Genomic DNA, 25,036 nt, shown 5'->3' with positions numbered 1-25,036 from the left:
GATCAGAACGTCACCGCCTCCCAGCCGATCGCGTCGAGACGGCTCCGGTCTCCGGTGGTCCAGTCCCAGACGAGTGCGGCCACCTGGTCGCCGTCCTCCAACCGGACCGCGAAATGCCGATCGGGACCGCCGTCACGGTATTCCAGCGTGTACAGGCCGGGCTCGTCGCGATAGGTCTGGATGTAGACGTGGTCGGCGCGCTCCACGATCAGATACGGATTCGGTTCCCCGAGTTCGGTGATCCACTGATGCGCGAGGCGCTCGGTCAGATAGGGGAACTCACCCGCACCGCCGTGGGTGACGGTGACGTCGATGCGATCGGTCGGATCGATCAGCCAGTTGAGTTGCGGATCGTAGAGCGCGTAGTCACGCGGGGTCGCGAGCTCGAACAGGAGGTTACGCACGTGGCCGATGGCGTCGTAGCGGGCGGCGACGTACAGCGCGCCGCCGGTGCCCTCGCCGCCGGTGGCGATACTGAGGAACGCCTCTTCCTCCGGCAGGGCGTCGTTGCGCCGGTTCACCTCGGCCGCGATCGCCGTCACGGTCTCGGTCTGCGGCCGTCCCTGCTGTGCGGCCAGGTAGGTCTCCACCGCATCGGGCGAGGTGGCGATGCCCGCGGGGAGCAGCACGTGGTCGTAACTCATCCGGCCAGGCTACGTGGCGGTGTGGCGAGGCTCCTTTTCCTGGCCGCGGCCCGACCTGTAAACTGGCCGACATCATGCAGCGGGCACTCCTCCTCGGCCGCCGCGACGGGGTCTGAATCGGACCGGCTCCCGTCGCGGGGTTTCAGCTGTGCCGGTCGACCCCAATATTTGGGACACCCACCCACACTCGGAGAAACGCCATGTCACCCGCTGACGCCTTCGTATCCGGCACGCGCACCATCACCGCGCCGTCCAAACCCGCGCCCGCCGATCAGCCCGCGTGGAACAAGCAGAAGAACTCCTCGATGCCGACCTTCCGGTACCGGCCCTTCGCCGAGGAGGTCCCGGGCGGCAGCCCGGCATTCGACGCTGCGCCGATTCCTTTCGACCGCACCTGGCCGAACCGGGTCGTGGACCGGGCACCCGGCTGGTGCGCGGTCGACCTGCGCGACGGCAATCAGGCCCTGATCGACCCGATGAGCCCCGCCCGCAAGCGCCGCATGTTCGACCTGCTGGTGCGGATGGGCTACAAGGAGATCGAGGTCGGCTTCCCGTCGGCCAGCCAGACCGACTTCGATTTCGTCCGCGAGATCATCGAGGACGGCGCGATCCCGGACGACGTCAGCATCCAGGTGCTGACCCAGTGTCGTCCCGAGCTGATCGAGCGCACCTTCGAGGCCTGCCAGGGCGCCGCCAATGTGATCGTTCATTTCTACAACTCCACCTCGATCCTGCAGCGTCGCGTGGTGTTCCGTGCCGACCGCGACGCGGTGAAGAAGATCGCGACCGACGCCGCGAAGCTGTGCCTGGAGATCGAGCAGCGCTACCCGGACACCAACTGGCGCTACGAGTACAGCCCGGAGTCCTACACCGGCACCGAACTGGAGTACGCCCGTGAGGTGTGTGACGCGGTGTCCGAGATCATCGCGCCGACTCCGGAGAAGCCGCTGATCATCAACCTGCCGGCGACGGTCGAGATGGCGACGCCGAACGTGTACGCCGATTCCATCGAGTGGATGAGCCGCAACCTGGCCCGCCGCGATTCGATCGTGCTGTCGCTGCACCCGCACAACGACCGCGGCACCGCGGTAGCGGCCGCCGAACTGGGCTATCAGGCCGGCGCCGACCGCATCGAGGGCTGCCTGTTCGGCAACGGTGAGCGGACCGGCAACGTCTGCCTGGTCACCCTGGGGATGAACCTGTTCTCCCGCGGTGTAGATCCGCAGATCGACTTCTCCGATATCGACGAGATCCGCCGCACGGTCGAATACTGCAACCAGTTGCCCGTGCACGAGCGCCACCCCTACGGCGGCGATCTGGTCTACACCGCTTTCTCCGGCAGCCACCAGGACGCCATCAACAAGGGCCTGGACGCCATGAAGGACACGGCAGACGCCTCCGATTCCGATGTCGACGACATCGTCTGGGAGGTTCCGTACCTGCCGATCGACCCCAAGGATGTGGGCCGCACCTACGAGGCCGTGATCCGGGTGAACTCGCAGTCCGGCAAGGGCGGCGTCGCCTACATCATGAAGACCGACCACGGACTGGTGTTGCCGCGGCGGCTGCAGATCGAGTTCTCGCAGGCGATTCAGAAGATCACCGACGGCGAGGGCGGCGAGGTCACGCCGAAGGAGATGTGGGACGTCTTCGCCGAGGAGTACCTGAACCCGGTGCTGCCGCTGGAGCGCATCCGGCAGAAGATGACCGCCGCCGAAACCGATTCCGGCACCGACACCATCACCGCGGTGGTGAAGGTGGACGGGGCCGAACAGGAAATCGTCGGTTCCGGCAACGGCCCGCTGGCCTCGTTCGTCGACGCGCTGGCGACCATCGGCTACGACGTGCGGGTGCTGGACTACTCCGAGCACGCGATGTCCTCCGGTGACGACGCGCAGGCCGCCGCCTATGTCGAATGCGCGATCGGGGACAAGGTGACCTGGGGCGTGGGTATCGCCACCTCCATCACGACCGCCTCGCTGCGCGCGGTCGTCTCCGCGGTGAACCGCGCACTGCGCGCGCGCTGATCCGTACACCCTGCTCGACAGCCGGGACCGCCCACCGCCGGGAAGGCGGTGGGCGGTGTTCTGGGGCAACTGGTCCGGTACGGGGTGCGGCCCCTGTTCACCGGGGGACTCGTATTCGGCCAGCGTGCTAGCGTTGTGGCGCATTGGCCGCGAGCTCTCTGCTCGAACTCTGTCGAGCAGATGGGGGAAACGTGACGACTAACGACAACTCCACTTCACCGCCTTGGTTGCAGGGGCAGGGGATGGGCGATTCAGCTGCCGAACAGGACAATCCGACCTCGCTGCCGTCGCAGGACGAATCCGACGCGGACACAACGGCATCCGACGGGACGGCGAGCGTGACGTCCGAATCCGAACCGACCGGCGCACCCGCCGAGGAATCCGCGGAATTCGAACACGCGGCCTCCGGAATCATTCCGCCGGTGCCCGACGGTATCGAACAGACCACGTTTGCGCCCGGCCCGCAGTTCGGGCCCGACGGCTTCGCTCCGCCCGAGCAGGGGGGATTCGCACCGGGGCCGTTCGCACCGCCGGGAGCGAATCCGTATCCGCCGAATCAGGGTTTCGCCCCGCCGGGCTTCCCGATGAACGACCATTCCGGTCCGTTCGCCCCGCCGGGAGATCCGAACGGATTCCCGCCGCCGTGGGCGGGCGGGCCCGGCCCGGAGGGTTTCGCGCCCAACGGATTCCCCGGAGAACAGGGCGGTTTCGCGCCTCCGGGTCACCCCGGCGAACCGGGCTTCGCACCGGCCGCTTTCCCCGGTGAGCAGGGTGGTTTCCCGCCGCACGGGAATCCCGGTGAACCGGGCGGCTTCGCCCCGGGCGGATTTCCGGGTGAGCAGAACGGTTTCGCGCCTCCGGGCGAGCAGGGTGGTTTCCCGCCGCCCGGAAACCCCGGTGAGCCAGGCGGATTCGCGCCGCACGGCAATCCGGGCGACCCGGGCGGTTTCGCCGCGCAGGGCAATCCCGGTGAGCAGGGCGGCTTCCGGCCCGGCGCCGGTGAGGCGGGATCCGGGTACGGCGAGGTCCGGCAGGAAACGCCGTACGGCGAGATCCGCCAGGAGATCGGCGCCGACGGCATGGTCCGCCGGGTCTTCGACGATCGGCAGGGACCGCCGCCCGTTCCCGAGCCGCAGGGCGCGGACGCCGATGCCGGCGGCCAGATCTTCAGCTGGGCGCCACCGCCGCTGCCCTCGGCTCCGCCGCCGCAGCACATGCCGCCGCAGCAGCAACCGCCGCAGCAGCAGGGCGGCTGGCAGGGCGGTCCCGGACCGCAACAGCAACTGCCGCAGGGATATCAGCAGCAGCCGCAATCGACGTTCCAGCCGCAGCACATGACCCAGCCCGTGCAGCCGGGGAATTCGGTCAACGACCTGAACCTGCTCAAGCGGGCGCGGCGGTCACCGCGCAGCGGCTGGCGTCGCGCCGTGCACAAGGTGACCGGTGGCGCCATCAATCCGGGCGAATCGTCGGCCGATCTGATCTACCGCGAACTGGTGGATCGGGTGAATCAGCCGGTGCGCGGCGACTACCGGATCGCGATCCTGTCGCTCAAGGGCGGCGTCGGAAAGACCACGACCACAGTCGGTTTGGGTTCGACCTTCGCCTCGCTGCGCGGCGACCGGGTGATCGCCATCGACGCCAATCCCGACCTGGGGACCCTGGCCCACCGGGTGCCGCGCCAGACCCGCTCGACGGTCCGCAACCTGCTCGAGGACCAGCACATCAGCCGCTACTCGGATGTGCGGGCCCATACCTCCCAGGCGCCTAGCCGACTGGAAGTGCTTGCCAGCGAACAGGATCCGGCCGTCTCGGAGGCCTTCAGCGAGGCCGACTACCGGCGCGCGATCGGCATTCTGCAGCAGTTCTACAACATCATTCTCACCGACTGCGGTACCGGCCTGATGCATTCGGCGATGGCCGGCGTACTGGATATGGCGAGCTCGCTGATCCTGGTCACCTCCCCGGCCATCGACGGCGCGCGCAGTGCCTCGGCGACGCTGGACTGGCTCGAGCACCACGGTTACAGCAAGCTGGTGGAGCGGACCGTGGTGGTGGTCAACGCCTCCCGCCGCGGCGCCTCGACCGTGGACCTGGATCAGCTGCGCAAACTGTTCCTCGACCGCACCCGCGCGGTGCAGGTGGTGCCGTTCGACGATCATCTCGCCGAGGGCGCGGAGATCGACCTGGAACTGGTCAGCAAGCCCACCCGGCGGGCGCTGTTGGAATTGGCGGCGATGGTCGCCGACGATTTCGGATACCACGTCCCGCAGCCACCCTTCCCGGGGCCGCAGACTCAGTACCCGGGTCCGCAGGGCCACTATCCGGGTCCGCACGGCTACTGATTCGCACCGGGTACCGATTCCGGGGGATTCTTCCCACCGAATTGGTGCCCGGCGCGAATTGTCACCCCAATCGATACGGGGCCCGGCCGCACCGCATACAGTTACCCGCGGTGTGGAGGTCCCGATAGATGGCAGAAAAATACGGGGCCGTCTCGCGAAGGACGGTACTTCGCGGGGTGGCCGGCGCGGGTGTGATAACGGCGGGCGCCATGGTGCGCCCGATTCGTGCGAATGCCGATCCCGGTCGGCGGGTCGCGATTTTCGGCGGTGGCGTCGCCGGACTGACCGCGGCGCACGAATTGGCCGAACGCGGATTCGACGTCACGGTGTACGAACGCCGGGCGCTGGGCGGTAAGGCGCGCAGCATTCCGGTGGCGGGCAGTGGCCGCGACGGCCGGCCCGATCTGCCGGGCGAACACGGTTTCCGTTTCTTCCCCGGTTTCTATCACCACATTCCCGACACCATGCGGCGAATCCCGTTCGCGGGCAATGCCAACGGTGTCTGGGACAATCTGGTCCCGGCCGCCGAGGCGCGTTTCTCCCGCGCCGGCGCCGACGACACCATCCTGCCGATGGGCCACGCCGGAAAGCCGTGGGCCACTCCGGACGATTTCCGCCAGACCGTCGCCTCGGTGATCTCCACCTCGATGAGGATGCCGATGACCGATGCGGCGTATTTCGCCAATCGGTTGCTGGTTTTCAACACCAGTTGCGACGATCGCCGTTTCGGCGAGTGGGAGAAACTCGCCTGGCGCGATTTCGTGGGCGCTCGCGGCCGCTCGCAGGAATTCCGCATGCTGATGTCGCGCACCCTCACCACATTGCTGGTCGCGGCGAAAGATGATCACGCCAGTACCCGGACCATCGGTTCCATGGGGGAGCAGTTCCTCGGCAATCCGCTGGAGACCGGTAACGACGGACCGCTGGACCGGCTGCTGAACGGGCCGACCAACGAGGCCTGGATCGACCCGTGGGTGGCCCATCTGCGCGGCCTGGGGGTGCGGTTCGAAACCGCCGAACTGCGCGGGCTCGACGTGCGCGATCGGCGCATCTCGGGCGCCCGGGTGGCCGGCGGCAGCGGCGGCGATCGGGCGGTCGACGCCGACTACTTCGTGCTCGCGGTACCGGTCGAGGTCGCCCGTGGACTGTGGACGCCGGACATTCTGGCCGTGCAGCCGGAATTGGCGGCCATGGACGGCCTGGTCGTGAACTGGATGAGCGGAATGCAGTTCTATCTGCGCCGCCCCACCCAGATCGCCCGCGGCCATACCGCCTATGTCGACTCGCCGTGGTCGCTCACCTCCATCGCGCAGAGCCAGTTCTGGTCGCGCACAAAGCTGTCCGAATCAGGTGACGGTTCGGCTCGGGACTGCCTGTCGGTCGACATCTCGGACTGGAATACACCCGGCATTCTGTACGGCAAGCCGGCGATCGAATGCACTCACGACGAAATCGCCCGCGAGGTCTGGGCGCAGTTGCAGAAGCATCTGGAAGGCCCTGCCGCACTGCAGGATTCGGACCTGGTGTCGTGGTTCCTGGATACCGGCGTGAGCTGGGATGCCGCGCAGAACCGCAACGCCAACGCCGACCCGCTGCTGATCAACACCGCCGGTTCGTGGGCGGCGCGCCCGAATGCGCACGGAGCCCTGGAAAACCTTTTCCTCGCGGGCGATTACGTACGCACGAACATCGATCTCGCGACGATGGAAGGCGCTTGCGAGGCGGCTCGCACCGCAGTGAACGCGCTGCTGGACGTCGCCGGTTCGAATGCCGCCCGCTGCCGGCTGTTCGAGCTGTATCGGGCGCCGCAGCTGGAGCCGCTGCGCCAGGCCGACCGCGCGCGCTATGCCGCGGGCCAGCCGAACATGTTCGACGTCCCGATGTAGGTGGCGGGCGGCCGATCTCGCGCGTTCAATGGGGTGATGAGCGAGATCACCAGCGCCGCCGAACTTCGGGAACTGCTCGGTGAGCCGGCGCCGCGCGCCGCGACGAAGGAACGGACGCGCCTGCATCCGCGCGATCGGGAGTGGATCGCGACCGCGCCGTTCGCCGTCCTCGCCACCAGCGACGCCGAGGGTTGTTGCGATGCCTCGCCCAAGGGCGATCCGGCCGGATTCGTGCACGTGATCGACGACCGCACCCTGGCCATTCCCGAGCGGCCGGGCAATCGCCGGGGCGACGGATACTTCAACATCCTGTCCAACCCGCACGTCGGCGTGCTCTTCCTGATTCCCGGACGCAACGAGACGCTGCGGGTCAACGGCCGGGCACGGCTGCTGCGCGACGCGCCCTACTTCGATGACATGGTGGTCAAGGGCCACCGGCCGATCCTCGCCGTCGAGGTGGCGATCGAGCAGATCTTCTACCACTGCGCCAAGGCGCTGCTGCGCAGCGAGCTGTGGCGGCCCGAACGCTGGCCGGAGGACCCGTTGCCCAGCCATGCGGTGCTGGTGAAGGAAGTCCAGCGCAACACCACCGAATCGCTGGCGGAACTGCGGGACTACTACTCGCCGGAGAATTACCGGCGCATGCTCTACTGACCGGCTCCTGCCTGTCGGTCGCAGATCACATCGGCCGCTCGCGCGCGGGCGTCTCGTCACCAATACACTCGCGTGGTGGCAGACATCTCGGTGCGCGGACGGCTGGCGCTGCGGGCGGCGGCAGCGGCGTCGTGGGCCTCGCAGAAGGCCGGACGCGGTAAGGGGTCGATGATCGGCGGGCTGATCGCCCTGCAGATCGCCCCCGACATCATGACTCAGCTGGGCCGCAACCGGCGGACGGTGCTGGTCACCGGCACCAACGGCAAGTCGACGACGACCCGGATGACCGCGGCCGCGCTGGCCGAACTGGGCCGCGTCGTCACCCAGGCCGACGGGGCCAATATGGATGCCGGAATCGTCGCCGCGCTCAGCGTCGACCGCACCGCGCCGCTGGCCGCCATCGAGGTCGACGAACTGCATCTGCCGCATGTGGCCGATGCGCTGAACCCGGCCGCGGTGGTGCTGCTGAATCTGAGCCGCGATCAGCTCGACCGGGTCGGTGAGATCAACATGATCGAGCGCAAACTGCGCGAGGGCATGGCCCGCCATCCCGACACCGTGCTGATCGCCAACTGTGACGACGTGCTGATCACCTCGATCGCCTACGACCACCCCAATGTGGTCTGGGTGTCGGCGGGCAGTGGCTGGGCGGTCGACGCCACCAGCTGTCCGCGCAGCGGCGAGCCGATCGTCTGGGAGGGCACCGATTGGCGCAGCACCGGTGCCGACTTCCGGCGGCCGGAACCGCAGTGGTGGGTCGACGCGGAGTATCTGTGCGGGCCCGACGGGCTGAAATTGCCTTTGCACCTTGCTCTTCCGGGCCGCGCCAACCGCGGCAACGCCGCGCAGGCGGTGGCCGCGGCGGTCGCGCTGGGCGGACATGCCGATACCGCGGCGCAGGCCGCCGGAACCGTTCGCGAGATCGCCGGCCGCTACCGCACCGTGCAGGTCGGCGAGCACTCCGCACGCCTGCTGCTGGCCAAGAATCCGGCCGGCTGGCAGGAGGCGCTGTCCATGATCGACCCCGAGGCGACGGGTCTGGTGATCGCGGTCAACGGCCAGGTGCCCGACGGCGAGGATCTGTCCTGGCTGTGGGATGTGCGCTTCGAGCACTTCGAGGGCACTCAGGTGGTCGCGGCGGGCGAGCGCGCCACCGACCTGGGCGTGCGGCTGACCTACGCCGGCGTCGAGCACACCACCGTGCCGAATCCGTTGCGTGCCATCGCATCCTGTCCGCCCGGACGGGTCGAGGTGCTCGCCAACTACACCGCCTTCCGGGATTTGAATCGCGATCTGGACACCCGGGCATGAGCGACGCGAGCGGAGGCGGCAGCCTGCGTAACCACGGAGCGAGCCGCGAATGCCCGAGAGGAGACAGCACTGATGGCTGAATCGACGGTACGGATCGGGCTGGTGCTGCCCGATGTGATGGGGACCTACGGTGACGGCGGCAACGCGCTGGTCTTGCGGCAGCGGTTGCGCATGCGCGGCATCGATGCGGAGATCGTGGAGATCACGCTGAACGACCCGGTGCCGGAGACGCTGGACATCTACACCCTCGGTGGCGCGGAGGACTCCGCGCAGCGGTTGGCGACCCGGCATCTGCAGCGCTATCCCGGCCTGCAGCGCGCGGCCGCGAAAGGTGTTCCGGTACTTGCCATCTGCGCCGCGATCCAGGTGCTGGGCAACTGGTACGAAACCTCCGCGGGCGAGCGTGTGGACGGTGTCGGCCTGTTCGACGTGACCACCGCTCCGCAGCGGGTCCGGTCCATCGGCGAGGTCGCCACCACACCGTTGCTCGCCGGTCTGACCCAGCCGCTCACCGGATTCGAAAACCACCGGGGCGGAACGTCTCTCGGTGCGGACGCGACCGGACTGGGCCGGGTCACCAAGGGCGTCGGCAACGGTGTTGGGGACGGCCTCGAGGGAGTCGTGCAGGGCTCGGTGCTCGGCACCTACATGCACGGCCCGGCACTGGCCCGCAACCCCGAACTGGCCGACCACCTGCTCACGCGGGCCCTCGGCGGTCGCGAACTGGAACCGCTCGACCTGCCCGAGGTCGACCGGCTGCGTCGCGAACGTCTGCGCGCCTGAGACCCTCTACTACGTGATATAGCGATCGCGCATGTAACAGCGCGGTCGTCGGCGCCGATCCTGTTGAGAGATAGGAAGTTCGGCGGTAATCTCGCGCGCGGCCATGCGTGATGAGGGAGGTGGCCGGTGCGGAGACGTGCCTTTTTACAGGCGGCCGGTGCTGCGGTTTTGCTGGGTGCCACGGGCGCGTTGCGCGAGACCGGAACAGCCACCGCCGATCCGGCGTGGAACGGGATGTTCCGCAACTGGGTTTCCGAGATCTTCGTCCCGCAGCCGGATCCTCCGGCGCATACCGAAGCCATCGTGATCGGATCCGGATTCGGCGCCGCGGTCGCGGCGTTGCGGCTGGCCGAGGCGGGTATCGCCAACACCGTGCTGGAGCGCGGGTCGCGCTGGCCGAACGATCCGTGGCGGGAGATCTTCACCGGTGACGATCTGCCCGACGGCCGCGGCTTCTGGCATCGCACCAGCTTCACCGGCGTCACCAAGGTCGCCATGCATTTCGCCGATTTCGGCGGCGTCCTGGATATCACCGAATTCGACGGCATCGATGTGTGGCGCGCGGCGGCCGTGGGCGGCGGGTCGGTGATCTTCTCCGGGTGCATGATCGCCCCGCAGCGCCGGCATTTCGACGAGATCTTCGGTGGCACAGTCGATTACACCGAGTTGGAGCGCACCTACTATCCGCGTGTGCGGCAGATGCTCAACCTGTCGGTCATGCCCGCCGACATCTACAACTCCTCTCCGTTCACCCATTCCCGGATGTGGGACGAGCAGGTGCGCGCGGCCGGATACGAGCCGCAGCCCAACGAGTCCATCTTCAAATGGGATACGGTGCGTGCCGAACTGGCCGGTGCCACGCGCGCGTCGGCCACCGCGGCCCGCAGCAATCTCGGTAATTCGAACGGCGCGAAATTCGACCTCAATCAGAACTACCTGAAGTACGCGCATGCCACCGGCCGCTCGTCGGTGTTCGCGGGGCATCGGGTGGACAGCATCGGCCGCGACGGTGACCGCTACGTTCTGCAGGTCACCAAGCTCGACCCGACCGGCACGGTGCTGGGCACCCGGACTCTCACCTGCGACAAGCTGTTCCTCGGCGCCGGGTCCATCGGCACCACCGAGCTGCTGGTCCGCGCCCGCGCCACCGGCGCACTGCCCAACCTCGACGAACATGTCGGCGACGGCTGGGGCACCAACGGCGACGTCGCGCTGGCCCGCGGTGAGAGCCGGCTCGCGGGCCTGGGCCAGGGCGTGCCGAGTGCCAGCCGGATCTTCGACGAATCCGGTATGCCGCTGACACTGGAAAGCTGGTACATCCCCGGAATTCCGCTGGAGACCGGCGCATTGGCCTCGCTCGGGCTGGTGATCGATCCGACCCGCGCTCGCATCACCTACGACGCCGCGCGCAACGCCGCCGCACTGAGCTGGCCGCGTGCGGCCCAGGACCGGATCGTGGCCGCCTGCCGCGCGGTCGACCAGCGCATCGCCGAACGGTCGGGGGCTCTGTTCGACTACCAGGCGCTCGGCTACGACGCCAATGCCCCGTTCACCGCACATCCCCTCGGCGGTGCGGTGCTGGGCCTGGCCACCGACAACTACGGCCGGGTGAACGGCTATCCGGGGCTGTACGTGGTCGACGGTGCGGCGATTCCGGGCAGCACCGGCGCGGCCAATCCGTCGCTGACCATCACCGCACTGGCCGAACGCAACGTCGAGGCGATCATCCGCGCCGGGCACTGATTCGCGCCGCACGGGCACTCGTGGCGGCTTCCCGGCGGCGTCGGGGCCGCTACTCTCGGCGGGTACCCGTTCGATGTGGAAGGGACCGTTGTGGCGCAGTACCCGGCTGGACCGTTGCCCGAGCAGTATCCGCGCAAGCCGCCGGCGCTGTGGACCGATCTGCTGATGCTGGCTCTCGCCGTGGTCTCGGTGGGTCTGGTCACCTGGATCACCTTCTTCACCGTGCCGCAGCACACGTATCACGTGATCGTGGTGGTCGACTCGTCGATCTGCGCGGTGTTCGCCCTCGAATTCCTGTGGCGCTGGCGGCGGGCGGACTGGTCGTGGACCTACCCGTTTGTCTACTGGTACGAGGTCCTGGGCATGATCCCGGTGACGAGCCCGTTCTTCCGGGGATTCCGATTGCTGCGCATCGTCGTGATCCTGGTCCGGCTGGCGCGCGTCGCCGACCGGGCCTTCGGTGACCGGGTCACCGCCGCGGTCGTGAACCGCTCGATCGCCGTGATCGTCGACGCGGTCCGGCGCCCGGTCACCATGGCCGTGCTGGAGGAGGTGGCCGATGTGCTGCGCCGCGGCCGGTACACCCGCAATATCGCCGCGGCGCTGGAGGAGAACCGCGACGAACTCGACGCCATGATCCTGGAACTGATCAAGAACGATCCGGCGGTCGGGCGGGTGCGCTACCTGCCCTTCCACGAGGAGATCATCCGCGGCATCGCCGACGCCAGCTTCCGGATCGTCTTCCAGGTGCTGGCCGACCCGCGCACCGACGAACTGGTCGGAGATGTGCTGCGCGAGAACATCAATCAGATGCGGGACGCGGTGCGCGACGGCGGACACGTGCCGGAAGCGGTGGATCACAAACCGCAGCAGCGTGTTTCGCCGAATCTCGGATCGCGGTAGTCGGCATCCGGTTCAGTGGGCGTGCCGGACCGCGTCGCGCGGTTGCGCGTAACGCACTGTCTCCCAGACGATCAGCACCGCCAGCACCGCGCACAGCAGTCCGAGTGCGGCCATCGCCGGCAGCTGCCCGGCCAACGGCACCAGGGCGATCAGCGCGGCCGCGGTGACCAGGCGCGGCCACAGCACCACCCGGGTCGCGTAGTGCCGGAAACCCACCAGCGCCAGCAGGTACAGCACCACGCCGCCGTAGAGCGCGAACAGTGGAATGCCCTGCAGCCGATCGTGCAGCGTATGCCCGGCCGCCCCACCGAGATAGTTGAGCGTCTTCTTCAAGCCGAGCGACATGGCGACGATGCCGGCCACCATCGGGAAATGCCAGAAGGTGTAGCAATTGCGCGCGATCTGGATCCGGCGCGGGCCCGAGGCCTCGGTCATGGCGCGTTCCACGACGGTCGCCGCGACGTCGAAGTAGGCCCACCACAGCAGGCCCGAAACAGTCAGTGCCAGCAGCGATCCCACGGTGATCGGCCACGAGATCGGCAGTCCGGCCACGCCGACGCCGATGGAGACGATCGATTCGCCCAGCGCGACGATCACGATCAGGCCGTGCCGCTCGGCGAAATGCGAGGCCGAATTCACGCGCCAGTCGTTGCCGGCGAAGAAGGTCCAGACCATATCGCCGGCGATGGCCGCGATCCACAGCACGATCTGCACGGTGCCGTGTTCGACTGCCGCCACGATCAGCAGCGCGGTGCCGATGGTGATCGAGCCGCCGGCCCAGCGGCCCACCTGCCCGCGCAACTGCCGGTCCTCGGTACTGGCCAGCCAGAACATCGCCAGATGGACCAGCCGGATCACGAGGTAACCGATGGCGAACACGAGCGGTCCGTACCAGCCGCCCGGCATGTCGTGGAACGCCTCGGGAATCACCTCGGCCACGAGGAGTCCCGCGCCCATGGCCGCGAACATCGCCACCCGGGCCACCCCCTCGTCGGCCTTCACCACATTGCCCAGCCAGGCGTAGGCGATCCACACCCACCACATCACCGCCAGCACCAGCACGGCCCGCAGCATGTTGAGGGCGGTGACGTCGTGCGCGGCCAGATCGGTCACCTGGGTGAAGGCGAAGACCAGGACGAGGTCGAAGAAGAGTTCCAGCTGGGTTACCGAGGCGTCCTCGGTGACCGCTTGAATGCGTGTGCGTCTGACACCGGTCATTCGCACATCGTGGCAGGAAGCCGACGTCAGCGCCCGCGACGGCGAACCTCTCGGTCAGCCGACCTCGTAGTTCTCACCGAAGGGAAATTTCTCGATGTACTCGATGAGGTTGTGCACGGCCTCGTCGTTGGCCCGCGACAGCGTGCGCTTGAGGAGCAGACCGGGGACGGGGATGGGCAGATGGATCTCGGAGTGGTACCAGACCTCGGTGCCCTCGTCGGTCTCCTCGATGTCGAACCAGCCCTTGCCGCCGCCACCGGCGGCGCTCTCCACCACTTCCCAGGAGATGCGTTCCGGGGTGCAGGTGTATTCGAGGACCTGACGGTCGGAGTTGTTGAGGGTCGTCACCGTGGCGTAGACGCGGCGGGGACGGTCGAACTCGTCGCGGGTCGCGACGCGCACGTCACGGTGCGCAGGCGACCATTCGGGGATCCGCTCGACGGCCAGCAATGCTTCCTGAACCTGATCGGGTTCGACATCGATGATGAATCGGTGATCGGTCTTCGTGCGCATGTCTTGCCCTCCACTGCTTCGGCCGATTGTCTCCGCCGTCACACGCGGTCGTCAACCGTGTGGTCTGTTCCCGGAGTTACAGAGACCGACCAGTCTGATTCGGTTCGGTCGGGCGTGCCTGGTTTGCGGTCGCGCTGCCGGGGCGCGTCGGCAGCGTGCTCGACGTCGGTGTGTGCCGCCGATGGCCGGACGATTGCCGGGCACATGGTCACTTGCCCGAAAAGGGACTGCCCCCGGGTGGGAAAGGGGGCTTGACGATCCTCGTCCGCACAGCTACCGGTGGTGAAGGACCTCCCAGTCCGGCCCGGGAAAGACCAGACTTTCGTGCCCGTCCTCGAACCGGACGACGTAGGGCGGGGCGCCGTCGGTGCCGCGCGCCTCGATGATTTCGCCGGTGCGTTCGGGCATTCCCACAGCATTGCTGTGGACGAGAATGTGATCACCTACATGCGCCTGCATGACCGCCATTATTGTTCGATGTGATACTGCTCACAAGTCAATGTCATAGTTCCCGGCCGCCCGAATCGCTAATCCTGGCGATCCATCCGAATCGGCGCGCGACAACTTTCCGATCCCGCTTGACACCACTCTGGTTGTAGTACTACGTTTCAACCACTACAGTTAGAGTGCAACAAACAAGGCGGTATCGGTATGCGAAAGCTCCTCTACTTCGTCGGCGTCTCGCTCGACGGCTACATCGCCGGGCCGGGTGGGGAGTACGACTTCTATCCCGTGGCCGAGGACATGGCGGAATTCGTCAACGGCCGCTATCCGGAGTCGGTTCCCGCGCACATCCGCCCGCACTTCGGAATGGCCGTGGACGAACCCAACAAGGAATGGGACACGATTCTCATGGGGCGCGGCACCTACGAACCCGCGCTGTCGGCCGGCATCGCCAGCCCGTATCCCCATCTGAAGCAGTACGTCGTCTCGGCCACGCTCGATCGCGTCGACGATCCGGAGGTCGAGCTGGTTCCGAGCGATCCGGTAGCCCTGGTGCGTCGCCTGAAGCAGCAGGACGGCAAGGACATCTGGCTGTGCGGCGGGGGACAACTGGCCGGCGCGCTCGTCGACGAGATCGACGAGTTGATCATCAAGAGTTATCCGGTGGTCGCGGGCGCCGGTATCAGCGCGTTCACCGGCAACTTCCGGCCGACCGCGTTCACGCCGGTGCAACGCCGCGAATTCGGCAACGGCGCGCAGATCACCTGGTTCGAGCGCGGCTGACGTGCCCGGCCGGTAGGCGGCCGCGATCAACCGGCGTCGCGCAGGAAGGACAGGCGCACCCGGCGAATCGGGTTGTCGACGTTGAGGTCCACGAAGGCGATCGACTGCCAGGTGCCCAGGGTCAGCTCGCCGCCCAGCACCGGCACGGTGGCGTAGGGGGCGATCAGCGCGGGCATGACGTGCGAGCGGCCGTGCCCGCGCGAGCCGTGGGCGTGGCGCCAGCGATCGTCGGCGGGCAGCAGATCGCGCAGGGCGCGCAGCAGATCGTCGTCGCTGCCCGCGCCGAGCTCGATCAGGGCCACGCCTGCGGTGGCGTGCGGGACGAAGACGTGCAGCAATCCGTCGCCGCCGCCGGCCTCGCGCAGAAACGTGGCGCACTGTGGCGTCAGGTCGTGCACGACCTCCCGATCACCGGTGTGCAGCTCGATTTCGATGCTCTTCATAGGCCCATCGTGCGCTTTCGCCGCGACGTGCATCGTCAACTCGCGCGAAGGGGTTCGCCGACCGGGTGCTAAACCGGTCGGTGTGATTACTCACACCGGTACGCCGGCTGTTGTGCCGGGACCCGGGCGCCGGGCGCCGGCGGACCCGGAAAACCGCTGATGAACGGGGCTGTGCGCGCCGATTCCGATGCGCCGCACGGGCTCTGCCGCCGCGACCGCGCACCGTACCGCCGCTCCGGAACGGGATCGCCGCTGGTCGGCGCGGCGAATTCGGTGGGCCGGGCCGCCCGATCCCGGTGGCCGCTCGGAGGTAGCCCGCCACCGAGCGGACTCCGATCGGTAGTCTTATTGGCTGTAACAGCAGCTAGTCGATCTTGGAGGACCCCACTGTGGCTCTCGTCGTTCAGAAGTACGGAGGATCTTCGCTCGAGTCTGCCGAGCGGATCCGGCGCGTCGCTGAGCGGATCGTCGAGACGAAGAAGCAGGGGCACGACGTCGTCGTCGTGTGCTCGGCAATGGGTGACACCACCGACGAACTGCTCGACCTGGCCCAGCAGGTGGCGCCCGCGCCGCCGGCCCGCGAACTCGACATGCTGCTGACCTCCGGTGAGCGCATCTCGAATGCGTTGGTGGCCATGGCGATTCACTCGCTCGGCGCCGAGGCCCGGTCGTTCACCGGTTCCCAGGCGGGAGTCATCACCACCGGCACCCACGGCAACGCCCGCATCATCGACGTGACCCCCTCCCGGGTCCGCGATGCGCTCGACGAGGGCTTGATCGTGCTGGTCGCGGGCTTCCAGGGCGTCTCGCAGGACAGCCGCGACATCACCACGCTGGGCCGCGGCGGCTCCGACACCACCGCGGTCGCCCTGGCCGCCGCGCTCGAGGCCGACGTCTGCGAGATCTACACCGACGTCGACGGCGTGTTCACCGCCGATCCGCGGATCGTGCCGGATGCGCAGAAGCTGGAGCAGGTGAGCTTCGAGGAGATGCTCGAGCTGGCCGCCACCGGCGCCAAGGTGCTGATGCTGCGCTGCGTCGAATACGCCCGCCGCTACAACGTTCCGGTGCATGTGCGGTCGTCCTATACCGACCGCAAGGGCACCTATATCTACGGATCGATGGAGGACATCCCCTTGGAGGACGCAATTCTCACCGGCGTCGCGCACGATCGCAGCGAGGCCAAGGTGACCGTGGTGGCCCTGCCGGACGAACCGGGCTATGCGGCCAAGGTGTTCCGGGCCATCGCCGACGCCGAGATCAACATCGACATGGTGTTGCAGAACATCTCCAAGGTCGAGACGGGTAAGACCGACATCACCTTCACCCTGCCCAAGGCCGACGGGCCGCGCGCGGTGGAGTTCCTGACCAAGCGCCAGAGCGAACTGGGCTTCAGCCAGGTTCTCTACGACGACCACATCGGCAAGGTCTCCCTCGTCGGCGCGGGTATGAAGAGCCACCCCGGCGTCACCGCCACCTTCTGTGAGGCGCTGGCCAAGGCAGGTATCAACATCGACCTCATCTCCACCTCCGAGATCCGCATCTCCGTGCTGGTCAAGGACACCGAGCTGGACGGCGCCGTGCAGGTGCTGCACAAGGCGTTCGATCTGGGCGGCGACGAGGTCGCGGTCGTGCACGCGGGATCGGGGCGATAAACCATGGGTGTACGCGTAGGTGTGGTCGGCGCGACCGGGCAGGTCGGCGCCGTCATGCGAAAACTGCTGGAGGAGCGCGACTTTCCCGCCGACGAGGTGCGATTCTTCGCCTCGGCGCGCTCGGCCGGGAAGAAGCTGCCCTGGCGCGGCGGCGAGATCGTGGTCGAGGACACCGAGACCGCGGATCCGTCCGGACTGGATATCGCCCTGTTCTCCGCCGGCGCCACCATGTCCCGGGTGCAGGCGCCGCGGTTCGCGGCCGCGGGCGTGACCGTCATCGACAACTCCTCGGCGTGGCGCAAGGACCCCGAGGTGCCGCTGGTGGTCAGCGAGGTGAATCCCGAACAGACCCGCAATCTGGTCAAGGGCATCATCGCCAACCCGAACTGCACCACGATGGCCGCCATGCCGGTGCTCAAGCCCCTGCACGACGAGGCCGGACTCCAGCGCCTGATCGTCTCCAGCTACCAGGCCGTCTCCGGTAGTGGGCTGGCCGGTGTGGAGGAGCTGGCCACGCAGGCCCGCGCGGTGATCGGGGACGCCGAGAAGCTGACCCACGACGGCAGCGCCCTGCAGTTCCCCGCGCCGAACAAATACGTCGCGCCGATCGCGTTCAACGTGCTGCCGCTGGCGGGTTCGCTCGTCGACGACGGTTCCGGTGAAACCGACGAGGACCAGAAGCTGCGCAACGAGAGTCGCAAGATTCTCGGTCTGCCCGATCTGCTGGTCAGCGGTACCTGTGTGCGCGTGCCGGTCTTCACCGGGCATTCGTTGTCGATCAATGCCGAATTCGCGCGGCCGCTCTCGGTGGAGCGGGCGAAGCAACTGCTCGCCGACGCGGCCGGTGTGAAGCTGGTCGACGTTCCGACGCCGCTGGAAGCGGCCGGTAAGGACGAGTCGCTGGTGGGCCGGATCCGCCAGGATCCGGGCGTGCCGGAGGGGCGTGGCCTGGCGCTGTTCGTCTCGGGTGACAACCTGCGAAAGGGCGCCGCGCTCAACACCATTCAGATCGCGGAAGTTCTGCTCGCGCAGCGCTGACACTGCATTTTCGAACGGGCCGTCCGATTGCGGGCGGCCCGTTTTCCTTGCGGGGCGCTCAGCCGGTCCCGTGCGGAGGCTCAGCCGGCCGGTTCGCCGCGGGCCCGGAGTCCGTCGAAGACGACGGCGAAAGCGCGGGCTCGCTGCTCGCCGGTGGCGGTGTGCGTGCCCGCGAAGGCGCCCTTCAGCACACGCATCAGATCGTCGAAGTCGATATCGTCGCGGATCGCGCCGCAATCCTGGGCGCGCCGCAGCAACCGGGCGATCGCGGCCTGGAATTCCTTTGTGGGACCGGTGATTTCGATCGACTGGTGACCGCCCAGCGCATCGGCGAGATCGCGCTTGACCCCACCCTCGGTGACCATGTGGTCCAGCAGGTCGAAGAAGGCGGCCCCCGGATCGTCGGCGGCTTCGAGTCCGCGCGCGTAGTCGACCATTCGCTCGATGTTGTCGACGATGGCGGCGTGGAACAGGGCTTCCTTGGTGGGGAAGTGGCGATAGACGGTGCCGGGTCCCACCCCGGCGCGCCGCGCGATCTCGTCCAGCGGAACCGAAATACCTTCGGCGGCAAAGGCTTCCCTGGCGGCGGCGAGTACGCGCTCCCGGTTGCGGCGGGCGTCGGCGCGCAGGGCGCGGCGCGGTTCGGCCGCCGGGTCCACTAACTGTTTCTCCGCCACAGCGCGAGTCTACCCGGTTACCGTTGACAAACGGGGCGTGCGTTCCGGATTATAAACGGGGCGTACGTTCCGCTTCTAACAGAGGGAGTTTGTCATGGTTTCCAGTTCGGTGCGCAGTGCCCGCCAGGTGGTCGAGGACCTGTTCGCGACATTGCCGGCGCGTGATGCCGACGCCTTCGTCGCGGCGCTCGCCCCCGATGCGGTTTTCGAGATCCCGTTCCCGATTCCGGGGATGCCGGAGCGGCTCGAGGGGCGGGAGGCGATCCGTGAACACCTCGCACAACGCTGGTCGGGCCTGTCGGGTGTCGAGGTGCACGGGGTCTATCCCACGGTCTACGAATCCACTTCGGACGGAGTGCTTTTCGTGGAGAACGAGGTGGATATGACGCTGCCGGGCGCGCCGCGAGCGCGAGTTCGCACCTCGGTGAACGTGGTGCACGTGCGGGACGGGGAAGTGACCCTGTTCCGGGATTACATGGATACCGCGCGGATCGCGCGGATCGCCGGCTGACCGCGGCCGGTCGCCTCATCGATGCCGCTACGTCAGCGGATGCCCGGTGTGCGGGGATCGGGCCCGAGGCAGACCAGTAGAGCGCACCCCGGCGGGGCATCCGAGAACGGCGGTGCCAGTGAGGTGTTCAGACAGGACAGCACCGAACAGCCGGGATAGGCGTCGGGCCCGACTCCGAAAATCGCCAGCGTGATGTACGGATCGAAGAACGCGCGGGGATCCAGGGTGACCGGTGGTTCGACATAGGGACCGGGGTCCGGAATCGGCGGTTGCTGGAAGGCGCCCAGCAGCCTGCGGAAAAATTCCCAGGTCAGCTCGGTCAGGTTCTGCAGGATGCCGGTCGGCCCGCCGCTGCTGTGGTTGCCGAAGACGCCGGTCCACGCCACGGTGAGATCCAGGCTCGGGATGAAGAAGACGTCCTGCAGCCCGAGACCGGACATCGCGAACACATCCGGGGGCAGGAACGACGGTATCTCGATACATCCGGGGCGGGCCCAGAACAGATAGCCGTAGCACTCGCGGCCCGGGCCCGTCTGCTGGGCGCGGTGCAGATAATCGGCCGAGATCACCTGCACCCCGTTCCAGTCGCCGTGGCCGGCGACCAGCTGGGCGATCTTTGCGAGATCGTCCGGCGGGATCATCAGGTGCGCGTAGCCGTAGGTGTGACCGGAACGGTCGCGGGCCCAGTAGTGGTCGCTACGCTGGATACCCAAGGGAGAGAACAGTTCCCGCTGCGCGAACTGCTGCAGTGGTTCGCCGACGGCCAGTTCGATCACGTACGACAGCAGATCGACATTGCGCTGACTGTAGGAGAACCGGGTGCCGGGCGGATTGTCGAGCGGGACCCCGAGCGCCTGCACGGCACTGTTCGGATCGATCGGCACCACCCCGGAGATGCCCTCGTTGATCACTCCGACACGCAGGCCCGAGCGCTCGGTCAGCAAATCCTCGACGGTGATCGCGCGGTGGGCGGCGTCGCCGAGACCGGGCGGCAGATAGCGGTCGATCGGCGCGTCGATATCGAGTTTGCCCTGATCCCAGGCGATTCCGGCGATCAGCGAGACCACGCTCTTGGTGACGCTCCAGATATTCCACGGCGTCGTATCGGTGGCGTCGTTGTGCGCGCCGGTTCCGATCAGGCAGTTGTGCCGAAAGACCTTGACGTTCAGCCGGTTCCGTTCGTCGGCGAACCGCAGGGCGGAAGCCAGCCGCGCCGCGTCCAGGCCCGCCGATTCCGGCGTGGCTCGTTCGAATCCGCGTCCGGACGAGACCGCGCAGCTCTGTGCACTCTCCGCGCGCGCCGGGACCGCGGTGGCGCAGGTGCCACCGATCAGTACGACGACGAGAACCCCGATCACCCAGCCCTGGAGGCGTCCCATGAGCCGAGGTTAACCACCGGCATCCGTGGTGGTGCCCAACACGCAACCGCCGCAACCAAATCGGAATCGGCGTCGCGGTTTTCGGTCGAACGCCGGGCCCGCTCCGCGCAGGGGGACGCCGCCGAGCGTAAGCCCGGCGGCGTCGTACGCAGCACTCCCGCAAAACGTCCCTTTCGGTCTTTTCTTGACTTATTCCAGAAAACAGGCAGACTGGGTTCATGCACACCGGTGGTTTCGATCCGCGCGAACGATTGCGCGCGGCCGGTCTGCGGGTCACCCGCCCGCGGGTGGCGGTGCTGGAAGCGGTTGCCGCCCATCCGCATTCGGATGCCGACAGGGTGGCCGCCGCGGTCCGGCAGCAGCTGGGTTCGGTGTCGACACAGGCCGTGTACGACGTACTGCACGCCTGTGTCGGCGCCGGCCTGCTGCGCCGGATCGAACCGGCAGGTTCGCCGGCCCGGTACGAAACCCGCATCGCCGACAACCATCACCATCTGGTGTGCAGGAACTGCGGCACGGTCGTGGACGTGGACTGTGCCGCGGGCCGTGCCCCCTGCCTCGACCCGTCGGACGCGCACGGGTTCACGATCGACGAAGCCGAGGTCGTGTTCTGGGGACTCTGCCCGCAATGCCGTCGCGGTGACGACGCGCCATCCCGATAGCCCGGACATCCCGGGCGCCAGCTGAAACAGGAGGCTGCGATGACAAAGCCGATCAGTGGGCCGACCACTACCAACACCGGCACTCCGGTCCCCAGCGACAACGAATCGCTGACCGCCGGGACCGAGGGCCCGATTCTCCTGCACGACCACTATCTGATCGAGAAGCTCGCCCAGTTCAACCGGGAGCGGGTGCCGGAGCGAATCGTGCACGCCAAGGGTGCGGGGGCCTTCGGTGAGCTCGTGGTCACCAACGACGTCAGCCGCTACACCAAGGCGAAGCTGTTCCAGCCGGGTGCGCGGACCGAATCGCTGGTGCGGTTCTCCACCGTCGCCGGCGAGCAGGGCAGCCCCGACACCTGGCGCGATCCGCGCGGCTTCGCGGTCAAGTTCTATACCCCCGACGGCAACTACGACCTGGTCGGCAACAACACCCCGGTGTTCTTCATCAAGGATCCGATCAAGTTCCCCGACTTCATCCGTTCGCAGAAGCGGTTGCCGGGCAACGGTCTTCGCGATCACAACATGCAGTGGGACTTCTGGACACTGCGCCCGGAATCGGCGCATCAGGTGACCTGGCTGATGGGCGACCGCGGTATTCCCAAGACCTACCGCCATATGAACGGCTACGGCTCGCACACCTATCAGTGGATCAACGCCGAGGGTGAACGGTTCTGGGTGAAGTACCACTTCAAGACCGATCAGGGCATCGAATTCCTGACCCAGGCCGAGGCCGATCGGCTGGCCGGCACCGATCCCGACTATCACCGCCAGGATCTGTGGGAGGCGATCGAACGCGGTGAGTTCCCCAGCTGGACTCTGTATGTGCAGATCATGCCGGTGGGTGAGGCGGCGAACTACCGCTTCAACCCGTTCGATCTGACCAAGGTGTGGTCGCACAAGGACTACCCGCTGATCGAGGTCGGTACCTGGACGCTGAACCGCAACCCGAGCAACTACTTCGTCGAGATCGAACAGGCCGCATTCGAGCCGTCGGCGATCGTGCCGGGTATCGGCTATTCGCCGGACAAGATGTTGCTGGGCCGGGTCTTCGCCTATGCCGACGCTCATCGCTACCGCATCGGCACCAACTACCACCAGCTGCCGCCGAACCGCGCGCGTGCGGCGGAGGTGAACTCCTATTCCAAGGAGGGTGCCATGCGCTACGACTTCAACGCGCCGGAAGTGCCTGTGTACGCACCGAATTCGTTCGGTGGCCCGCATGCCGACGCGGCCGCGGCCCCGGAGGAGGCGGCGTGGAGTTTCGAGCCCGAGCAGGTGCGGGCCGGCTACGTTCAGCACGCCGAGGACAGCGACTGGGCGCAGCCGGGCACGCTGGTGCGTGAGGTCTACAACGACGAACAGCGAGAGCGCCTGGTGGACAACGTGGTCGGGCATGTGCTCGGCGGCGTGCGCGAACCGGTACTGAGCCGGGTGTTCGACTACTGGAAGAACGTCGATCCGGAGATCGGCAAGCGCATCGAGGAAGGTGTGCGCGCCGGTCTGAACGGCAACAGCTGACCAGGACGACATCCGCGGGCCCGCATCGGATTTCGGTGCGGGCCCGCCCGCTGTTCGCTCGGCGCGGCGCGGCGCCGACCGCTACTGGGCGCGGGGGAGCAGGACGGCGCCACACACCAGTGCGCCGGCGGTGAGTCGCGAAATCCGAGTCATCGTGAACAGGCCTTCCGTCAGGGGGTTTCGATCCGTGGGATCGGATCCGCTGACTCATCTCCCGGTGTGTGGGAACTGTCAACCGCGGGCGGGAGCAGGATGTCGACGAGCCGTGCCGCCGTGGTGTGGTCGAGCGGGGCATGGCCGAGCAGGAAGCGGTACCAGAACAGGCCGTAGAGCAGATCCACCAGGAGGTCCGCATCCGTATCGCCGGGCAGTTCGCCACGCGTGATCGCCCGCTCGAGAACATCGCGCGCGGCGGCGCGGCGGGCGGCGGTGAACTCCTGTAGTAATTCGGCGAGGTGGGGGTCGCGGGCGGCCTCGCGCACCAGCGCGCGCAGCGCCGGGGCGGTCGAATCCCCCTGGGCGCCGGTGAAAGTCGAATCCGCGACGGCCAGCAGGTCGGTGCGCACCGAGCCGGTGTCCGGGGTCGGCACCTCTTGGCGAGCGCGTTCGAGCAGGGCTTCGAGCAGCACCGCACCCTTCGACGGCCACCAGCGGTAGATCGTCTGTTTGCCGACCCCGGCCGCGGCGGCGATGGAATCGACCGTGACCGACCCGCCGTCGGAGGTGGCGAGCTGGGCGAGGGCGGCGTCCAGAATCGCGCGGTGGGTTGCCTCGTTCCTGCGCCGGCCGGTGTGCGCACGTTCGGGTGGGGGCGAATCCGGTTGCCGCGGTGGTGGTCCCATGGTCTACCTCCCAGCGGTGGCGGTGCGCGGGAATACCGCACCCGCTACGCTCGTTGTCGAGACTGTCAGTCTCGACAAACTGTACAGGACAGGAACAGTAGCAATGAGCGCTTCCAGCACCGGCATCCCGCGCGTCGTCGTCATGGGCGGTAGTTCCGGAATCGGTGCGGCCACCGCCGCGCTGTTCGCGAACGAGGGCGCCGAGGTCGTCGTCACCGGCCGCAGCCAGGACAAACTCGACGCGGCGGTGGCACGGCTGGGTGGCAAGACCAGCGGCTACCGGATGGACGCGACCGACGGCGAGCAGATCGCGGCATTCTTCGCGCAGTCCGGCAGCATCGACCACCTCGTCATCGCGGTCAGCGGTTCGGCGGGCAGCGGTCCGTTCGCCGAACTCGATCTCGGCCACTTGGCGGAGGGTTTCGACGGCAAGTTCTGGCCGCAGGTGAAACTCGTGAAAGCGGCTCTGCCGCATCTGGTTTCGAACGGATCGATCACCCTGATCACCGCCGCGTCGGCGCATGCGGCCTTCCCCGGCACCGCCGGACTGGCCGCGATCAACGGGGCGCTGAACGCCATGGTGCCTCCGCTGGCGGTCGAACTCGCCCCGCTGCGGGTCAACGCGGTAGCCCCCGGAGTCATCGACACCGAATGGTGGGATCGGGTGCCGGAGGAACGCCGCCGCACCCTTTTCGACGGCCTCGCCGCCACCACACCCGTCGGGCGTGTAGGCGACCCGGAGGAACTGGCCCGGGCCGTGCACATGATCGCCACCAACGGCTTCGTCAGCGGTGTGGTGCTCGACGTGACCGGCGGGGCGAACCTGCCCACCGGCCGCTGAGGTACCCGCTCGCCGGTGGTCGGCCCGGCGAGGTGCTGCCCGGTGGGGCGCCGATCGGTCAGATCAAGCCCCACCAGTAGATCAGGCAAGCCAGAACGAAGACGACCGCAGTTTCCATACCCCCATCATTCCTCGAGACGGACACCGGCGCCGCTGCCGAAATCGATATCGGCGGTCGGCGACGGGATCGGCGCCGGTCGTCGCTGCCGCATACAC

At 67.7% G+C, this 25,036-nt stretch carries 23 protein-coding genes; 15 read left to right on the top strand and 8 right to left on the bottom strand.

Features of this window, described 5'->3' with window-relative positions:
* Positions 1 to 2 precede the first annotated feature (2 nt).
* Positions 3 to 644, bottom strand: a complete 642-nt coding sequence (locus IG65_RS0120160; protein WP_030516495.1) for a hypothetical protein — start codon at positions 642 to 644, stop codon at positions 3 to 5.
* A 200-nt stretch (positions 645 to 844) separates the two neighbouring features.
* Between IG65_RS0120160 and leuA the strand changes: the two genes are divergently transcribed.
* From leuA to IG65_RS0120120, 8 genes are all read left to right on the top strand, one after another.
* A complete protein-coding gene (gene leuA / locus IG65_RS0120155) occupies positions 845 to 2,671 on the top strand; it encodes a 2-isopropylmalate synthase (RefSeq protein ID WP_030516494.1) in 1,827 nt (608 codons plus the stop codon).
* A 584-nt stretch (positions 2,672 to 3,255) separates the two neighbouring features.
* Entirely contained in the window at positions 3,256 to 5,016 is a 1,761-nt protein-coding gene (locus IG65_RS0120150) for a MinD/ParA family protein (protein WP_369801571.1), read from the top strand.
* A 128-nt stretch (positions 5,017 to 5,144) separates the two neighbouring features.
* Positions 5,145 to 6,902 carry an FAD-dependent oxidoreductase gene (locus IG65_RS0120145; RefSeq protein ID WP_081879611.1) on the top strand — a complete coding sequence of 586 codons (1,758 nt, stop codon included), beginning with the start codon at positions 5,145 to 5,147 and terminating at the stop codon, positions 6,900 to 6,902.
* A gap of 36 nt (positions 6,903 to 6,938) precedes the next feature.
* Entirely contained in the window at positions 6,939 to 7,556 is a 618-nt protein-coding gene (locus tag IG65_RS0120140) for a pyridoxamine 5'-phosphate oxidase family protein (protein ID WP_030516491.1), read from the top strand.
* Between the two features lie 75 nt (positions 7,557 to 7,631).
* Positions 7,632 to 8,867, top strand: coding sequence for a MurT ligase domain-containing protein (locus IG65_RS0120135; protein WP_030516490.1), 1,236 nt, complete (start codon positions 7,632 to 7,634; stop codon positions 8,865 to 8,867).
* Positions 8,868 to 8,939: 72 nt separating this feature from the next.
* Positions 8,940 to 9,650 (top strand): type 1 glutamine amidotransferase, encoded by a 711-nt coding sequence (locus IG65_RS0120130; RefSeq protein WP_030516489.1) that lies wholly within the window; start codon positions 8,940 to 8,942, stop codon positions 9,648 to 9,650.
* Positions 9,651 to 9,776: 126 nt separating this feature from the next.
* On the top strand, positions 9,777 to 11,393 hold the full coding sequence (locus IG65_RS0120125; RefSeq protein WP_030516488.1) for a GMC oxidoreductase: 1,617 nt from the start codon (positions 9,777 to 9,779) through the stop codon (positions 11,391 to 11,393).
* Between the two features lie 75 nt (positions 11,394 to 11,468).
* Entirely contained in the window at positions 11,469 to 12,296 is an 828-nt protein-coding gene (locus tag IG65_RS0120120; RefSeq protein WP_051756516.1) for a hypothetical protein, read from the top strand.
* A gap of 12 nt (positions 12,297 to 12,308) precedes the next feature.
* Here the strand turns inward: IG65_RS0120120 and IG65_RS0120115 are convergent, their stop codons facing one another.
* From IG65_RS0120115 to IG65_RS0120105, 3 genes are all read right to left on the bottom strand, one after another.
* Positions 12,309 to 13,514 carry a low temperature requirement protein A gene (locus IG65_RS0120115; RefSeq protein ID WP_030516486.1) on the bottom strand — a complete coding sequence of 402 codons (1,206 nt, stop codon included), beginning with the start codon at positions 13,512 to 13,514 and terminating at the stop codon, positions 12,309 to 12,311.
* Positions 13,515 to 13,568: 54 nt separating this feature from the next.
* On the bottom strand, positions 13,569 to 14,027 hold the full coding sequence (locus tag IG65_RS0120110; protein WP_030516485.1) for an SRPBCC family protein: 459 nt from the start codon (positions 14,025 to 14,027) through the stop codon (positions 13,569 to 13,571).
* A gap of 273 nt (positions 14,028 to 14,300) precedes the next feature.
* Positions 14,301 to 14,486 (bottom strand): DUF1918 domain-containing protein, encoded by a 186-nt coding sequence (locus IG65_RS0120105; protein ID WP_030516484.1) that lies wholly within the window; start codon positions 14,484 to 14,486, stop codon positions 14,301 to 14,303.
* A gap of 192 nt (positions 14,487 to 14,678) precedes the next feature.
* Here IG65_RS0120105 and IG65_RS0120100 point away from each other — a divergent pair, with 192 nt between their 5' ends.
* Complete coding sequence (locus tag IG65_RS0120100; RefSeq protein WP_030516483.1) at positions 14,679 to 15,254, top strand: dihydrofolate reductase family protein; 576 nt, start codon at positions 14,679 to 14,681, stop codon at positions 15,252 to 15,254.
* Between the two features lie 26 nt (positions 15,255 to 15,280).
* Here IG65_RS0120100 and IG65_RS0120095 read toward each other — a convergent pair whose 3' ends face one another.
* Positions 15,281 to 15,697 (bottom strand): secondary thiamine-phosphate synthase enzyme YjbQ, encoded by a 417-nt coding sequence (locus IG65_RS0120095; protein ID WP_030516482.1) that lies wholly within the window; start codon positions 15,695 to 15,697, stop codon positions 15,281 to 15,283.
* A 389-nt stretch (positions 15,698 to 16,086) separates the two neighbouring features.
* Between IG65_RS0120095 and IG65_RS0120090 the strand changes: the two genes are divergently transcribed.
* Together IG65_RS0120090 and IG65_RS0120085 are read left to right on the top strand one after the other, a co-directional pair.
* On the top strand, positions 16,087 to 17,352 hold the full coding sequence (locus tag IG65_RS0120090) for an aspartate kinase (RefSeq protein ID WP_030516481.1): 1,266 nt from the start codon (positions 16,087 to 16,089) through the stop codon (positions 17,350 to 17,352).
* Positions 17,353 to 17,355: 3 nt separating this feature from the next.
* Positions 17,356 to 18,390, top strand: coding sequence for an aspartate-semialdehyde dehydrogenase (locus IG65_RS0120085; RefSeq protein WP_030516480.1), 1,035 nt, complete (start codon positions 17,356 to 17,358; stop codon positions 18,388 to 18,390).
* A gap of 80 nt (positions 18,391 to 18,470) precedes the next feature.
* Here the strand turns inward: IG65_RS0120085 and IG65_RS0120080 are convergent, their stop codons facing one another.
* Positions 18,471 to 19,067 carry a TetR/AcrR family transcriptional regulator gene (locus IG65_RS0120080; RefSeq protein ID WP_231509301.1) on the bottom strand — a complete coding sequence of 199 codons (597 nt, stop codon included), beginning with the start codon at positions 19,065 to 19,067 and terminating at the stop codon, positions 18,471 to 18,473.
* Between the two features lie 94 nt (positions 19,068 to 19,161).
* Between IG65_RS0120080 and IG65_RS34895 the strand changes: the two genes are divergently transcribed.
* On the top strand, positions 19,162 to 19,578 hold the full coding sequence (locus IG65_RS34895; RefSeq protein ID WP_036525238.1) for a nuclear transport factor 2 family protein: 417 nt from the start codon (positions 19,162 to 19,164) through the stop codon (positions 19,576 to 19,578).
* Positions 19,579 to 19,610: 32 nt separating this feature from the next.
* On the opposite strand, the gene IG65_RS0120070 is transcribed toward IG65_RS34895, so the two are convergent.
* Complete coding sequence (locus IG65_RS0120070; RefSeq protein ID WP_030516477.1) at positions 19,611 to 20,957, bottom strand: serine hydrolase; 1,347 nt, start codon at positions 20,955 to 20,957, stop codon at positions 19,611 to 19,613.
* A gap of 218 nt (positions 20,958 to 21,175) precedes the next feature.
* On the opposite strand from IG65_RS0120070, the gene IG65_RS0120065 reads away from it, so the two are divergent.
* Positions 21,176 to 21,619 carry a Fur family transcriptional regulator gene (locus IG65_RS0120065; protein ID WP_030516476.1) on the top strand — a complete coding sequence of 148 codons (444 nt, stop codon included), beginning with the start codon at positions 21,176 to 21,178 and terminating at the stop codon, positions 21,617 to 21,619.
* A 51-nt stretch (positions 21,620 to 21,670) separates the two neighbouring features.
* Complete coding sequence (locus IG65_RS0120060; RefSeq protein ID WP_030516475.1) at positions 21,671 to 23,137, top strand: catalase; 1,467 nt, start codon at positions 21,671 to 21,673, stop codon at positions 23,135 to 23,137.
* A 170-nt stretch (positions 23,138 to 23,307) separates the two neighbouring features.
* On the opposite strand, the gene IG65_RS0120055 is transcribed toward IG65_RS0120060, so the two are convergent.
* On the bottom strand, positions 23,308 to 23,979 hold the full coding sequence (locus tag IG65_RS0120055; RefSeq protein ID WP_063833683.1) for a TetR/AcrR family transcriptional regulator: 672 nt from the start codon (positions 23,977 to 23,979) through the stop codon (positions 23,308 to 23,310).
* A gap of 103 nt (positions 23,980 to 24,082) precedes the next feature.
* Between IG65_RS0120055 and IG65_RS0120050 the strand changes: the two genes are divergently transcribed.
* Complete coding sequence (locus IG65_RS0120050; protein WP_030516473.1) at positions 24,083 to 24,820, top strand: SDR family oxidoreductase; 738 nt, start codon at positions 24,083 to 24,085, stop codon at positions 24,818 to 24,820.
* The last annotated feature ends 216 nt before the right edge of the window (positions 24,821 to 25,036 follow it).

Origin of the sequence: Nocardia sp. NRRL WC-3656 (genome assembly GCF_000720265.1) — a bacterium.
Classification (GTDB): domain Bacteria; phylum Actinomycetota; class Actinomycetes; order Mycobacteriales; family Mycobacteriaceae; genus Nocardia; species Nocardia nova.
Note: the sequence above shows the minus strand (reverse complement) of the source record. Positions and strands in the feature narration are given on the sequence as shown.

Excerpts from the sequence above, each read along its gene's own strand:
- IG65_RS0120055 (WP_063833683.1), bottom strand. The coding sequence starts at position 23,979 with ATGGGACCACCACCGCGGCAACCGGATTCGCCCCCACCCGAACGTGCG.
- IG65_RS0120050 (WP_030516473.1), top strand. The coding sequence starts at position 24,083 with ATGAGCGCTTCCAGCACCGGCATCCCGCGCGTCGTCGTCATGGGCGGT.
- IG65_RS0120140 (WP_030516491.1), top strand. The coding sequence starts at position 6,939 with ATGAGCGAGATCACCAGCGCCGCCGAACTTCGGGAACTGCTCGGTGAG.
- IG65_RS0120160 (WP_030516495.1), bottom strand. The coding sequence starts at position 644 with ATGAGTTACGACCACGTGCTGCTCCCCGCGGGCATCGCCACCTCGCCC.
- leuA (WP_030516494.1), top strand. The coding sequence starts at position 845 with ATGTCACCCGCTGACGCCTTCGTATCCGGCACGCGCACCATCACCGCG.
- IG65_RS0120100 (WP_030516483.1), top strand. The coding sequence starts at position 14,679 with ATGCGAAAGCTCCTCTACTTCGTCGGCGTCTCGCTCGACGGCTACATC.
- IG65_RS0120115 (WP_030516486.1), bottom strand. The coding sequence starts at position 13,514 with ATGACCGGTGTCAGACGCACACGCATTCAAGCGGTCACCGAGGACGCC.
- IG65_RS34895 (WP_036525238.1), top strand. The coding sequence starts at position 19,162 with ATGGTTTCCAGTTCGGTGCGCAGTGCCCGCCAGGTGGTCGAGGACCTG.
- IG65_RS0120065 (WP_030516476.1), top strand. The coding sequence starts at position 21,176 with ATGCACACCGGTGGTTTCGATCCGCGCGAACGATTGCGCGCGGCCGGT.
- IG65_RS0120085 (WP_030516480.1), top strand. The coding sequence starts at position 17,356 with ATGGGTGTACGCGTAGGTGTGGTCGGCGCGACCGGGCAGGTCGGCGCC.
- IG65_RS0120105 (WP_030516484.1), bottom strand. The coding sequence starts at position 14,486 with ATGCAGGCGCATGTAGGTGATCACATTCTCGTCCACAGCAATGCTGTG.
- IG65_RS0120110 (WP_030516485.1), bottom strand. The coding sequence starts at position 14,027 with ATGCGCACGAAGACCGATCACCGATTCATCATCGATGTCGAACCCGAT.
- IG65_RS0120150 (WP_369801571.1), top strand. The coding sequence starts at position 3,256 with ATGAACGACCATTCCGGTCCGTTCGCCCCGCCGGGAGATCCGAACGGA.
- IG65_RS0120070 (WP_030516477.1), bottom strand. The coding sequence starts at position 20,957 with ATGGGACGCCTCCAGGGCTGGGTGATCGGGGTTCTCGTCGTCGTACTG.
- IG65_RS0120145 (WP_081879611.1), top strand. The coding sequence starts at position 5,145 with ATGGCAGAAAAATACGGGGCCGTCTCGCGAAGGACGGTACTTCGCGGG.
- IG65_RS0120095 (WP_030516482.1), bottom strand. The coding sequence starts at position 15,697 with ATGAAGAGCATCGAAATCGAGCTGCACACCGGTGATCGGGAGGTCGTG.
- IG65_RS0120130 (WP_030516489.1), top strand. The coding sequence starts at position 8,940 with ATGGCTGAATCGACGGTACGGATCGGGCTGGTGCTGCCCGATGTGATG.